This is a genomic window from Pantoea sp. JZ29 (genome assembly GCF_035190385.1).
In the GTDB taxonomy this organism is placed as follows: Bacteria; Pseudomonadota; Gammaproteobacteria; order Enterobacterales; family Enterobacteriaceae; genus Pantoea; species Pantoea stewartii.
On sequence record NZ_CP045241.1, the window covers coordinates 1,836,227 to 1,849,989 of the forward strand.

General features: G+C 54.7%; 8 protein-coding genes. 7 read left to right on the top strand and 1 reads right to left on the bottom strand.

What is annotated here, in order from left to right; genetic code table 11:
• Positions 1-233 precede the first annotated feature (233 nt).
• Positions 234-1,316 carry an acyltransferase family protein gene (locus tag GC090_RS08585; protein WP_164482089.1) on the top strand — a complete coding sequence of 361 codons (1,083 nt, stop codon included), beginning with the start codon at positions 234-236 and terminating at the stop codon, positions 1,314-1,316.
• Between the two features lie 402 nt (positions 1,317-1,718).
• Positions 1,719-2,798, top strand: coding sequence for an acyltransferase family protein (locus GC090_RS08590; RefSeq protein WP_164482088.1), 1,080 nt, complete (start codon positions 1,719-1,721; stop codon positions 2,796-2,798).
• Between the two features lie 210 nt (positions 2,799-3,008).
• Here GC090_RS08590 and putA read toward each other — a convergent pair whose 3' ends face one another.
• Complete coding sequence (putA, locus tag GC090_RS08595) at positions 3,009-6,953, bottom strand: trifunctional transcriptional regulator/proline dehydrogenase/L-glutamate gamma-semialdehyde dehydrogenase (RefSeq protein ID WP_324021376.1); 3,945 nt, start codon at positions 6,951-6,953, stop codon at positions 3,009-3,011.
• Between the two features lie 441 nt (positions 6,954-7,394).
• On the opposite strand from putA, the gene putP reads away from it, so the two are divergent.
• The 5 genes from putP to phoH all read left to right on the top strand — a co-directional run bounded on the left by putP (position 7,395) and on the right by phoH (position 13,725).
• Entirely contained in the window at positions 7,395-8,879 is a 1,485-nt protein-coding gene (gene putP, locus GC090_RS08600) for a sodium/proline symporter PutP (protein ID WP_033742030.1), read from the top strand.
• A 190-nt stretch (positions 8,880-9,069) separates the two neighbouring features.
• A complete protein-coding gene (gene efeU / locus GC090_RS08605; RefSeq protein WP_033742028.1) occupies positions 9,070-9,897 on the top strand; it encodes an iron uptake transporter permease EfeU in 828 nt (275 codons plus the stop codon).
• Between the two features lie 50 nt (positions 9,898-9,947).
• The gene (efeO, locus tag GC090_RS08610; protein ID WP_033742027.1) at positions 9,948-11,069 is read left to right on the top strand and encodes an iron uptake system protein EfeO; all 1,122 of its coding nucleotides are present in this window, start codon (positions 9,948-9,950) and stop codon (positions 11,067-11,069) included.
• Between the two features lie 2 nt (positions 11,070-11,071).
• Positions 11,072-12,358 (top strand): iron uptake transporter deferrochelatase/peroxidase subunit, encoded by a 1,287-nt coding sequence (gene efeB / locus GC090_RS08615; protein WP_110267410.1) that lies wholly within the window; start codon positions 11,072-11,074, stop codon positions 12,356-12,358.
• Between the two features lie 578 nt (positions 12,359-12,936).
• The gene (gene phoH, locus GC090_RS08620; RefSeq protein WP_006120221.1) at positions 12,937-13,725 is read left to right on the top strand and encodes a phosphate starvation-inducible protein PhoH; all 789 of its coding nucleotides are present in this window, start codon (positions 12,937-12,939) and stop codon (positions 13,723-13,725) included.
• Positions 13,726-13,763 lie beyond the last annotated feature (38 nt).

Genomic DNA, 13,763 nt, shown 5'->3' on the forward strand with positions numbered 1-13,763 from the left:
CAAAATGCCGCCCGAGACGGGCGGCGTTTTATTTATTTTTTTCCTGCCTGCGCGCTCAGTTTCTTCTGAAAATTTACGGCTGGTCTTTCCTTAACCTGTTGTTATCGCTTCGGTTATACTGAATGATATTTCAATGACGTAACAGAGTGTAAATTTTAAGACCTCCCCGATTGAGGTGACAGTGAAAATATTAATAATTCTTCACAAATTCATCGCGCTGTCGGGACGTTATAATGACTCACCCCAGGAAGGAAATCCTCTGGATCAATACCCTCAAAGGAGGGTGCATTTTACTTGTCGTACTGCATCACGCCATCATCACCACGTTCGCACCCTCGCTTCATCATCTGACCGCGGGTCTGCTACCGGCACAAGGATGGGTGGCGTTTAATACCTGGCTCTCGCCGTTGCGTATGCCCGCTTTCTTCTTTGTGTCTGGGTTGCTGGCCGCTAACGCGGTCGTGAAGAAAAGCTGGCAGGAAGTGTTTACGAAAAAATTCAGCAATATTGTTTACCTCTACCTGCTGTGGGGCGTGATTCAGTGGCTGAGTATCCACTACATTTCCACCCATTTAGGCGAACGGCTGTCCAGTAGCAAAAATGCCGCCTATGCGGATTCGCCTCTTGAGTTTATCAAGCTGCTGATGCTGTCGATGACCAGCCTGTGGTACCTGTACGCGCTGGCAGGGTTTTTCCTGGTGACGAAGCTTTTCCATCAACAGAAAAGGGTTCTGCTGGCGGCGGCGATAGCGGCGAACTACGCTGCGCAGTTTAACCTGATCCCCGGATGGGGCCCGGCCAGCGTGGCGCAGAACTATCTGTATTTCCTGCTGGGCGTATTTTTCAGCGCGAGGCTAATTGAACTGAGCGCCCTTAAGGGACGTCACTGGCTGTGGCTTGGCGCGATTGCACTTGTCGGCATCGCCCATCATGCAGGTGGCATCTATAAAAACCCGTTTTACAGCCTGCTGACGATCGTGTTTGGCATCGTGCTGTGTCGTTTTCTCAATGCGCATTTCAGAATGACCTGGCTGAACGCTATCGGTCGAAATACATTACAAATCTATGTGTTACACCGCATTTTTATCGAACTGCTCGGACTGAGCGCTATCACACTGGCCCTGCATTTCGGCTGGTTCGGCAATGCCGGCTTTAGCTGGGCCTGGGCGCTGCTGATGCCGGTGACCGGTGTGGCGGTATGCACACTGCTGTCGCTGCTGGTCTGGTCGTTACTTAATCGCGGGCCAGGACGTATGTTGTTTCTCCATCCATGCCTGGTCAGTCAGCGTCAGCCTGAAACGCAAACCTTATCCTGAAGATCCGGGCCAGCGTGCTGGCCCCTTTTTTCATCCGCCAGATCACTTCTCCGTTGCCCGTCATGCCCGCGAGCCCGGAGCCAGGTCAGCGCACGCCTGACTGTGAAGCCATTTTTTATCGGGAAAACGGGATAAAAGCGCCTACGTCAGTCCCAAAGGTACGCCTGTTGAAAGCAGAGCAGGGCCTCGGTTTATGTCATAAGGATAACCAGACAGGAAAGGAAAACGCGCTTGCCGGGCGCAGTGTCAATAAATCCCTTTAAGTGTAAAGTACGGTTCGAAACGCACCGCAACGCGGGTATTTAAGACTTTCGCTACATTCAGCAGAAAGAACATACGGAATACTTTTCGCACAAGAGAAGGCGATGTGAATTGCCGTTTCACCGCAGCGGAAATGTGCCGATGATGAGCAAAGAAAAAGAAGAAATTGCCTGGATTAATACACTCAAAGGCCTGTGTATCCTGCTGGTTATTCTGTATCACACGGTATTACCCGGCTTTGATGATACGGTAACACATCTGACCGCGGGCCTGCTCCCGGCTGAACTGTGGGTCCGGTTTAACCTGCTACTGTCGCCGCTGCGCATGCCCGCCTTTTTCTTTGTATCGGGTCTGCTGGCCAGTCATGCCATTCTTCACCGGCCCTGGCAGTCTGTCGCCACCAGCCGCATTATGAATCTGTTTTACCTTTATCTGTTATGGGGCGTTATTCAGTGGGGATCCATTTCCGGCATCGCGACGGAAATTACCGGACAGCGTATTTCGCAAAATCTTAATGCGGCCTATGCCGGTTCGTTTTCAGAATTTCTCAGACTGACCTTTCTCGCCATGAGTACCGCCTGGTATTTATATGGTCTGGCACTCTATTTCCTGTGCGCCAAATGGTTTCAACATTACAAAATCCCGCTGCTTATCGTAGCCGCTGTGCTGAACTATCTGGCGGTCGAAAAGAGTATTCCGTTCTGGGGACCGCAAAGTCTGGCGCAGTATTTTATCTTTTTTGTATTGGGCGCATTTTGGTGGGCACCCATGCTACGACTGAGCGAAGGGCGACGGGAGAACAGGTTGCCGTGGCTGTTACTGGGACTGCTGGCTGTACTACAGGGCCTGCTTGATTTGAACAGCCGTCTTTTTCTCTGTCTGATTGCCATCCTGGCCAGCGTGGCCGCCTGCCGATGGTTAAGCCAGCTGGGCTGTATGGCCTGGCTGAACTGGACAGGCCGCCATACCTTACCCCTTTACGTTATTCACCGTATTTTCATTGAATATTTCGGGATGACGGCGATTTTATATGCGCAACGTCACCAGCTTTTTGAGCTGACAGGCTTTTCATGGCTTTGGGCCTGTCTCTATCCTCCGGTGATGGTTACGATCTGCGCCTTGTGCTCCATGGCGGTCTGGTCATTGCTGAATCGGGGACCGGGACGCGCGCTGTTTCGCTTGCCACACCTGATGAAACGGCCTTCCATTCCGGCAGCCTGACCGTTGTACGCATGTCAGCCACCTGTCTCTGCGGCGCGTCCGGATTGCGTATGAGGGGGATGTGCGCGCAGAGACCACCTGGTAGCGCGAATCCCTTCGCACTTCTCCACTGCTGAGGCGCTCAACGGCCGCGGGTTTTTCATCCGTCATAAAAAAAGGTTCATGCCAGGCATGAACCTTGATCACAACCAGAATGAAACGCGCCGACAGTTAACCGATCGTCATCAGGCTGGCGTTACCGCCCGCGGCGGCGGTGTTGACGCTCAAAGAGCGTTCAATCAGCAGGCGTTCCAGTAACAGGTTGGTTTCACCGCGGGCAAATCCCTGTACCGAGACAATCGCACCTTCACGCGCCGCAATCTGCTCGCACAGGCTGCGGAGCTGGTCGGCATCACCATGATAAATCACGGCATCAAACTGCGCGGTCAGCGGATCCTTCGCCAGGGTAATACGGCTCTTCACTGCTGCCGGTAAGGTATTAAGCAGCGTACGATGCAGGTCATCATCCGGCCACAGGGCCTGACTGCCGACGCTGGTTACCGCAGCCAGCTGAATCAGCGCATCGTCGTTGTTATCTGCCAGACAGAGCACCTGTTCGCGCGGGAGTAACAGGAAGGTGTTGCGCTCTCCTGTTGGGCCCGGCAGCAGACGAACCGTACCGGCCTGCGCCAGCTGTTCATAATGCTGACACAGCGCAGACAGCTGTGGCTTATCTTTTGCCCAGTCGGTCAGTGCCTGATGCGGCGCTAACATGCGTTGACGCTGACTGTTGTCTGCGGGACGTTCCGCATCCTGACGGGCGAGGGTGGTGCTCAGCGCCTCATCCGGGCGGTTAGCCAGCAGACGATAAAGATACAGTGGGCCGCCCGCTTTTGGACCGGTACCTGAGAGGCCTTCGCCCCCAAAGGGTTGCACACCGACGACCGCGCCGACCATGTTGCGGTTAACATACAGGTTACCCACTTTGGCACTGGCGGTGACCTGCGTGATGGTTTCGTCGATGCGCGTATGAACACCCAGGGTCAGGCCATAGCCTGTGGCGTTAATCTGCTCAACGATCTGCGGCAGGTTGCTGCGGGTAAAACGCACCACGTGCAGGACAGGACCAAACACTTCCTGGGTCAGATCGCTGACCTTATCCAGCTCAATCAGCGTTGGTTTCACAAAGGTGCCTGTGGCCCATTCTTTGCTGTCATGTGGGTTATCCTGTGCCGTCTGGTAGACCTTAAAGCCTTTATTACGCATGGCCTGAATATGGCGTTCGATGTTGGCTTTGGCTTCCTGATCAATCACCGGACCGATGTCGGTGGACAGGCGTTCCGGGTTGCCCATGCGGCATTCCGCCATCGCGCCACGCAGCATTTTTAACGTGTGGTCTGCGACGTCTTCCTGCACGCAGAGCAGACGCAGGGCGGAGCAGCGTTGTCCCGCGCTGTCAAAGGCCGATGCCACGATGTCGACAACCACCTGTTCGGTCAGCGCGGAGGAGTCCACAATCATGGCATTCATTCCGCCCGTTTCCGCAATCAGCGGTGTCGGACGGCCCTGCGGATCGAGTCTGCCCGCCAGATTGCGTTGCAGCAGCGTGGCAACGGCGGTAGAGCCGGTAAACATGACGCCGCGCACCCGTTCGTCGCCGGTGAGCTGTGCCCCCACGGTTTCGCCCTGACCCGGCAGCAGTTGCAGTACACCGGCGGGCACGCCAGCGCTCAGTAAAATATTGACGGCCTGTGCGGCAATTAACGGCGTTTGCTCGGCGGGTTTCGCCAGCACGCTGTTACCTGCCGCCAGAGCCGCGGCGATTTGGCCGGTAAAAATGGCCAGCGGGAAGTTCCACGGGCTGATGCAGACTACCGGGCCAAGCGGGCGGTGGGTTTCGTTATCGAAATCATGGCGCACAATGCCGGCATAGTAATAAAGGAAATCGACCGCTTCACGCACCTCGGCAATGGCGTTGTTATAGGTTTTTCCGGCTTCACGCACCAGAAGACCCAGCAGTTGCTGTAGCTGGCTTTCCATCAGCTGTGCGGCGCGCTCCAGAATGGCGGCACGCTCCTGCGGCGGCGTGGCAAACCAGATAGGGCCGGCATTAACGGCGGCCTCAATGGCCAGGGAAACCTCCTGTTCGGATGCCTGGCGCACGGTGCCCACCACATCCGCAGGGACGGCCGGATTGAGCACTGGCTCGCTTTCCCCTCCCGTCAAAGGGCCGTCGATAAGCGGTTGCGCCACATACGTTTCGGTAGCACCGCTCAGCAGCGCGCTGGACAGTGACGCAAGACGATGTTCATTCGCCATATCAAGACCGGCGGAGTTCACGCGGTCCTCACCATACAGGTCACGTGGTAACGGAATTTTCGGGTGCGGCAGGCCCAGTGTTCCTTCGCTGAGACCCAGTTTTTCCACTTCGGCAACCGGATCGGCGACCAGTTCGTCGATGGGCAGGGACGTATCGGCGATGCGGTTAACGAAGGAGGTATTCGCGCCGTTCTCCAGTAAGCGTCGCACCAGATAGGCGAGCAGCGTTTCATGCGTACCGACCGGGGCATAAATACGGCAGGGACGATTAAGTTTACCGTCTGTGACCTTGCCGACCACCTGTTCATACAGCGGTTCACCCATGCCGTGCAGGCACTGGAACTCGTACTGACCCGGATAGTAGTTATTGCCTGCCAGCTGATAAATGGCGGCCAGGGTGTGCGCATTGTGGGTGGCAAACTGCGGATAGATCAGGTTCGGCACCGCCAGCAGCTTGCGCGCGCAGGCCAGGTACGAAATGTCGGTATACACTTTGCGCGTGTACACCGGATAGCCTTCCAGGCCTTCCATCTGGGCGCGTTTAATTTCGCTGTCCCAGTAAGCGCCTTTCACCAGACGAATCATCAAACGGCGGCGGCTACGTTGCGCCAGGTCGATCAGCTCATCAATAACAAACGGACAGCGCTTCATATAGGCCTGAATGACAAAGCCGATACCGTTCCAGCCCTCCAGTTCAGGCTCAAAACACAGCCTTTCGAGCATATCAAGAGAGAGTTCCAGGCGGTCGGCTTCTTCTGCATCAATATTAATGCCGATGTCGTAAGAGCGGGCCAGTAGCGTCAGCGACTTAAGCAGCGGATACAGCTCATCCATCACCCGGTCGTACTGGGCACGGCTGTAGCGCGGGTGCAGGGCAGAGAGCTTAATTGAAATGCCCGGGCCTTCATAAATGCCGCGGCCATTGGAGGCTTTGCCAATCGCATGAATCGCCTGCTGATACGAAACCAGATAGGCTTTCGCATCGCTGGCGGTCAGGGCGGCTTCGCCCAGCATATCGTAAGAGTAACGGAAACCTTTCTCTTCAAGCTTACGGGCGTTAGCCAGTGCTTCGGCGATGGTTTCACCTGTCACGAACTGTTCACCCATCAGGCGCATCGCCATATCCACGCCTTTACGGATCAGCGGTTCACCACTCTTGCCAATGATCCGGTTGAGCGAGCGCGACAGATTCGCTTCGTTATGCGTTGAGACCAGGCGGCCGGTAAATAACAGGCCCCAGGTGGCGGCGTTAACAAACATGGACGGACTGCGGCCCAGATGCGACTGCCAGTTGCCGTTACTGATCTTGTCACGGATAAGCGCATCGCGCGTCGGTTTATCCGGAATACGCAGCAACGCTTCCGCCAGGCACATCAGCGCCACGCCTTCCTGTGAAGATAATGAAAACTCCTGAAGCAGACTTTGCACCATACCGGCGCGTCCGGTTGCCCCTTTTTGGTGCCTGAGCTTCTCTGCCAGGGTAAAGGCGAGCTGCCGGGTTTTTTCAGCCAGCGGAGCGGGAAGGCGGGCTTGCTCCAGCAACATGGGAACGGCATCGGTTTCCGGTCTACGCCAGGCGGCCGTCACGGCCGAACGGGCTACCGACTGCGGCAGGATGTGCTCTGCGAAGTCAAGGAACGGCTGAACCATCTCGTCCGCAGCGACCTCATCAGAAGCCGATTCGTTGAGCTGCAGGGGAATCTCTTCCACTGTTTCACCGGCTTCTAACTGCACGAGATAGTTAAAGATCGCTTGTTTAATCAGCCAGTGCGGCGTGCGATCCATTTTCTGTGCCGCCAGTTTAATGCGACTGCGGGTGGCTTCATCCAGCTTCACCCCCATGGTCGTTGTTCCCATGATTTCTGTTCCTTAAAACGTTTTTTACCAGAGCAAGGGCTGCACTATCACTCATGTTGCAACTTTGTGCAACCGTGTTAAATGTGACCTTGCTTCCATACTTTACCGCCGCTTTTGCCATTAACATTTAAAAGCGGCACAAATCTTGCTGCAAGAAACTCGCCAATGTTGCAACCCCCTTCAATTTAAACAGGGTTGTGGTGGGAAAGGTGCAACTTAAGTGTGAGCGGGCGCAACCTGTGAACATTTAAAACAGGGAGAGAGGTGAAACTGATGTAACGGATGTGTTAAATGCATTGTGTAGAACGTGCCTTTACGGCAGGATACCGCGCCTTAAGGGAAACGGGACTTTTATCGATGCGGTAATACGCTGACGCTACCCCGTTCCGGTGGCGCAGGAAAAGATTTCTCTTAAGAGATCGGATAATAACGGAGAAACACATGACAGTAAGTACACCCATGCTGGTGACCTTTTTAATTTATATCCTCGGGATGGTGCTCATCGGTTTTATTGCCTGGCGCTCAACCAAAAACTTTGATGACTACATTCTGGGCGGTCGCAGCCTGGGCAGTGTGGTTACCGCGCTGTCAGCGGGTGCCTCTGACATGAGCGGCTGGCTGCTGATGGGCTTACCCGGTGCCATTTTTCTCTCCGGCATTTCAGAAAGCTGGATCGCCATTGGTCTGATTATTGGTGCCTGGCTTAACTGGAAAATTGTCGCGGGTCGTTTACGCGTCCAGACAGAACATCATGATAACGCCTTAACCTTGCCCGACTTTTTCACCAGCCGCTTTGAAGATCGCAGCAAAATTCTGCGTGTGATTTCTGCGGTCGTCATCCTGATGTTTTTCACCATTTACTGTGCTTCCGGTGTGGTTGCCGGTGCGCGCCTGTTTGAAAGCACCTTTGGAATGGACTACGCCACGGCCTTATGGGCCGGTGCGGCGGCGACCATTCTCTATACGCTGGTGGGCGGATTCCTGGCGGTAAGCTGGACAGATACGGTTCAGGCCAGCCTGATGATCTTCGCCCTGATTCTGACGCCGCTTATCGTCATCATGGCCGTCGGCGGTTTAAGCGATTCGCTCGCAGTCATTCAGGCTAAAAGCACGGAAAACCTGGATATGTTCAAAGGACTGAATGTGGTTGCGGTCCTGTCGCTACTGGGCTGGGGATTAGGTTATTTTGGCCAGCCCCATATTCTGGCCCGCTTTATGGCGGCGGATTCACACCGGTCAATTCGTACCGCGCGCCGTATTGGTATGGCCTGGATGATTTTGTGTCTGGCCGGCGCCGTCGCGGTTGGCTTCTTTGGTATCGCCTATTTCCAGAACAACCCGGGCGAGGCCGCTGGTGTAACTCAAAACGGCGAGCGTGTCTTCATTGAGCTGGCACGTATTCTGTTTAACCCCTGGATTGCCGGGATTCTGCTGTCAGCCATTTTAGCGGCCGTCATGTCGACACTCAGTTGCCAACTGCTGGTGTGCTCCAGCGCCCTGACCGAAGACCTGTATAAAGGCTTTTTGCGCAAAAATGCCAGCCAGAAAGAACTGGTCTGGGTCGGTCGCCTGATGGTGCTGCTGGTCGCGCTGATTGCCATCGCGCTGGCCGCCAACCCTGAAAACCGGGTATTAGGCCTGGTCAGCTATGCATGGGCGGGCTTTGGTGCGGCGTTCGGGCCGGTTGTGCTGTTCGGCGTGTGCTGGAAACGTATGAACCGCAATGGCGCATTAGCGGGCATGGTTGTCGGTGCGGTGACCGTGGTGGTCTGGAAGCAGTATGGCTGGCTCGGTCTGTACGAAATCATCCCGGGCTTTATCCTGGCCAGTCTCGCCATCGTCGTCTTTAGCCTGGCGAGTCGCGCACCGTCAACCCAGGCGATGGCACGTTTCGATGCCGCTGAGGCCGAGTTCCAGACGAAGTAATCGCCTTCTTTTTTCCACCGCCTGCCCCCGTGAGGGCAGGCTTTTTTTTGCGCGTTATCTGGCACAGACAGTTACGAAATTATTTCGTTGTGGAACTTGTATTTTTTTGAGTGGTAATGATAATCGGTATCGTTCGTTTTTACGTAACTTTACGCGTCGTTGACGCCGGTTAACATTTAAGAGGTTGGCGATGTTCGTTCCGTTTCTCATTATGCTGCGCGAAGGGCTTGAAGCCGCGTTGATCGTCAGCCTGATCGCCAGTTATCTAAAGCGCACTCAGCGCACTCAGTGGTTTCCTGCGATGTGGGCAGGCGTCTTTATTGCCGCCGCACTCTGCCTTGGGCTGGGTATCTTTATCAACCAGACCACGGGTGAGTTTCCGCAGAAACAGCAAGAGCTGTTTGAAGGTATCGTGGCGGTAATCGCGGTCGTTATCCTGACCTCGATGGTGTTCTGGATGCGCCGGGTCGCGCGCAATATCAAACGGGAACTTGAACACGCCGTCGACGAGGCATTGCATAAATCGGCCGGCGGCGGCTTGGCGCTGGTGATGATGGTGTTTCTGGCCGTCGCACGCGAAGGGCTGGAATCAGTGTTCTTTCTGCTGGCCGCGTTCACACAGGATGTCGGTTATGCGCCGCCGTTGGGTGCGGTGTTGGGGCTGGCCACGGCGGTGGTGCTGGGCATGCTGATCTACTGGGGCGGCCTGCGGCTCAATATGGCGCACTTTTTCCGCTGGACCAGTATTTTCATTCTGCTGGTGGCAGCAGGCCTGGCGGCAGGGGCTATTCGCGCTTTTCATGAGGCAGGGCTGTGGAACCATTTTCAGCAGGTGGCCTTTGATATGAGCCCGATCTTGTCCACGCATTCGCTGTTTGGCACAGTGCTGGAAGGCATGCTTGGCTATCAGGAAGCGCCCAGCGTCAGTGAAGTCGCTGTCTGGCTGCTCTATCTGATCCCCGCTTTATTATTGTTTGTTATGCCTGCACGCGCTGATACCTCAGCAGCTGCGCGCTAACGCGTTTACCCGGCGCGTCAGCCGCGCCTCTGACTGAACAGGGAAAAAATATGATGATGCGTTTTAACCGTAATGCGGTACTGGCTTCTCTGCTGGCGTTTTCTGGCTCTTCACTGGCTGCAGCCATTCCGCAGGTCAGCGTCACTGTGACGGACAAACAGTGTGAGCCCATGTCAGTTACGGTACAGGCCGGTAAAACTCAGTTTCTGATTAAAAATAACAGCCAAAAAGCGCTGGAATGGGAAATTCTCAAAGGCGTGATGGTGGTCGAAGAGCGCGAAAATATTGCGCCGGGCTTTAGCCAGAAACTGACGGCCAACCTGGAAGCCGGGGAATATGACATGACCTGTGGCCTGCTGACGAACCCGAAAGGCAAACTGATCGTGCAGGGCACCGGGAGCAAAAGTGCGCAACAAGGCAAACCCGAACTGATGCAACTGGCGGGCCCCATTAATGCCTATAAAGCCTATGTCACTGAGGAAGTGAGTCAGCTGGTATCCGGCACGCAGGCGTTTACGGATGCGGTGAAAGCCGGTGATGTGGCTAAAGCCAAAGCGTTATTTGCGCCCACCCGTCAGCACTACGAGCGCATTGAGCCGATCGCGGAGCTGTTTTCTGACCTTGATGGTCGTATTGATGCCCGCGAAGATGATTACGAGAAAAAAGCCGACGATCCGAAATTTACCGGCTTCCATCGTCTCGAAAAAGCCCTGTTTGCAGATAACACGACGAAAGACATGGCAGGCTATGCCGACCAGTTAAATCACGATGTGCATGACCTGCAACAACGCGTGAGTGAACTGGCATTTCCTCCGGCGAAAGTGGTGGGCGGAGCCGCCGGGCTGATTGAAGAGGTGGCGGCGACCAAAATCTCTGGCGAAGAGGATCGCTACAGCCGCACGGATCTGTGGGATTTCCGCGCGAATGTGGATGGCGCACAAAAAATTGTCACACTTTTACGTCCGGTACTGCAGCAGGCGAACCCACAGCTTTTAGCAAAAATAGACGCTAACTTCAGTAAAGTGGATGCGATTCTGGATAAATACCGCACGCAGCAAGGTTATGAATCCTATGAAAAACTGACCCAGGCTGACCGCACGGCGCTGAAAGGGCCGATCACCGCTCTGGCGGAAGATCTTTCCCTACTGCGTGGCACACTGGGCCTGAACTAATCATGGACAAGGATCAGGAATTACAGCAGCCCGCGCGGCGGCGTTTATTAAAAGGGCTGGGCATGCTGGGCGGCGCGGCTGCGGTAGGCGCGGGCTGTCCGTTTCATGCCGGGGCTGCTGAGCAGCCCGACAGTTTTGCACCGGGCACGGTTACGCCGAACGCGCGTCAGCAACGACAGCCTTTCTATGGCGTGCATCAGGCGGGCATTATTACCCCACAGCAGGCCGCCATGATGCTGGTGGCGTTTGATGTGCTGACCAGCGACAGGCGTGAGCTGCAGCGGTTGTTTCAACTGCTGACACAGCGCATTGCGTTTTTAACGGCGGGCGGCAAGGCCCCCGCCGTGGTCAACCCACAGCTGCCACCGATGGATTCCGGTATCCTGGGGGCCGAGATTGCCCCCGATAATCTGACCATCACGGTGTCAGTCGGTAACGCGCTGTTTGACGGGCGTTTCGGTCTGGCTGCGCTCAAACCCGCGAAACTGCAGCCGATGACCCGGTTCCCTAATGATTCGCTGGATGCCAGTCAGTGCCATGGCGATCTGCTGTTGCAGATTTGCGCCAATACCCAGGACACGGTGATCCACGCGCTGCGCGATATCATCAAACATACGCCGGATCTGCTGGGCGTACGCTGGCGGCGGGAAGGGTTTATCTCCGATCATGCCGCGCGCAGCGCGGGCAAAGAAACGCCCATTAATCTGCTGGGCTTTAAAGACGGCACGGCAAATCCGGACACGCACAATCACGCCTTGATGGATAAGCTGCTCTGGGTCACCGAGGATCAGCACGAGCCAGCCTGGGCGCGGAATGGCAGCTATCAGGCGGTAAGGTTGATTCGTTTCCACGTGGAAATGTGGGATCGCACACCGTTGGGCGAACAGCAGACCATTTTCGGTCGCGAAAAGCTGAGCGGCGCGCCGCTGGGTATGAAAAATGAACATGACGTTCCCGATTACCGTAACGATCCGGATGGCCAGATAATTGCGCTGGATGCGCATATTCGTCTGGCAAACCCCCGTACGCCCGCCACGGAAAGCAGCCTGATGTTGCGCCGGGGATACAGTTATTCGTCCGGTGTTTCCGCTTCAGGTCAACTGGAGATGGGATTACTCTTCGTCTGCTATCAGCATGATTTGGAATTGGGTTTCCTTACCGTCCAGAACCGCTTAAATGGCGAAGCGCTGGAAGAGTATATACGTCCGTTTGGCGGCGGTTACTTTTTTGTCTTACCCGGCGTGGTGAATGAAAACCATTATTTAGGCCAGTCCTTACTGGAAAGTTGATTAAATTTTAGGCGCGGCATTCTGTGTCTGACAGCGCAGCGTGCCGTGTTTTCATATTGCCGTTTTTTCCCCGTACGGCTTTTTTATCGCCCCGTTTAACACGCCTTTTAACGTGACGTAAAATATACTAACCCTCTGTAATAAATACGTAATTTAATTTAAGTAAGGTCTTCGTTAACGGTCGGTTGAATATTTATTTTTCATGAAAGTGAAAATACTGTTGCAAAATACCAATAAGATGGTTCACTTTACTATGAAAGCGTAATCGGGCGTGTTGATGTCTCACACTGGAGTTCGCGCATGGATAGATGTTTTTACAGCCGTTCAGCAGTAAACAATATCGCACTCACCCGTGAGGGACGTTCTTCCTCAACCGCTTTTACATCTCAATGTGTTTTCTCTCTTCAACTTCACTCCTTTTTTACCGGTATACGGTCAGGCTGTTTTGCTGCCGGATATCAATCGTCATGGCCTGTCACGGCTCTAAAGGAAGCCAACTGAAACCTCTAAAGCGTTCACGTAATCGCAACGGGCGTATTGCCTGAAGCGGGAAATGAAACCAACTGTAAGGTGCCACTATGGGAAGACAGAAAGCAGTGATCAAAGCGCGTCGAGAAGCAAGACGAGTGCTTCGTAATGACTCACGCAGTCATCGTCAGCGTGAAGAAGAATCGGTCACTTCGCTGGTGCAAATGGGTGGGCTCGATGCAATTGGCATGGCACGCGATGTGCGTGACCGGGCGCCGATTGAAGCCCGAAATGAAGCTCAGGCGCATTATCTTAACGCCATAGAAACAAAACAGCTTATCTTCGCCACGGGCGAAGCGGGCTGCGGCAAAACCTGGATTAGTGCTGCGAAAGCAGCAGAGGCCCTGATTCATAAGGATATCGACAGGATTATCGTTACGCGCCCGGTGCTACAGGCGGATGAGGATCTGGGATTCCTTCCTGGTGATATCTCAGAGAAATTCGCCCCCTATTTCCGCCCGGTTTACGACATTCTGGTTAAACGTCTTGGCGCATCCTTTATGCAATATTGTCTGCGTCCGGAAATCGGCAAAGTGGAAATTGCGCCTTTCGCCTATATGCGCGGCCGCACCTTTGAAAATGCGGTAGTGATTCTGGACGAAGCGCAGAACGTGACGGCTGCGCAGATGAAAATGTTCCTGACCCGCCTTGGCGAAAATGTCACGGTGATTGTTAACGGCGATATTACCCAGTGCGATTTGCCCGCTGGGGTGCCTTCCGGTCTCGCAGACGCGCTGGCGCGTTTCGAAGAGGACGAGATGGTTGGCATTGTCCGTTTCGGCAAAGAGGATTGTGTGCGTTCCGCGCTGTGTCAGCGCACTCTGCACGCGTACAGCTAGCGTTCGATTGAGTCATGTAGCGACCAAACCCGGCTCCG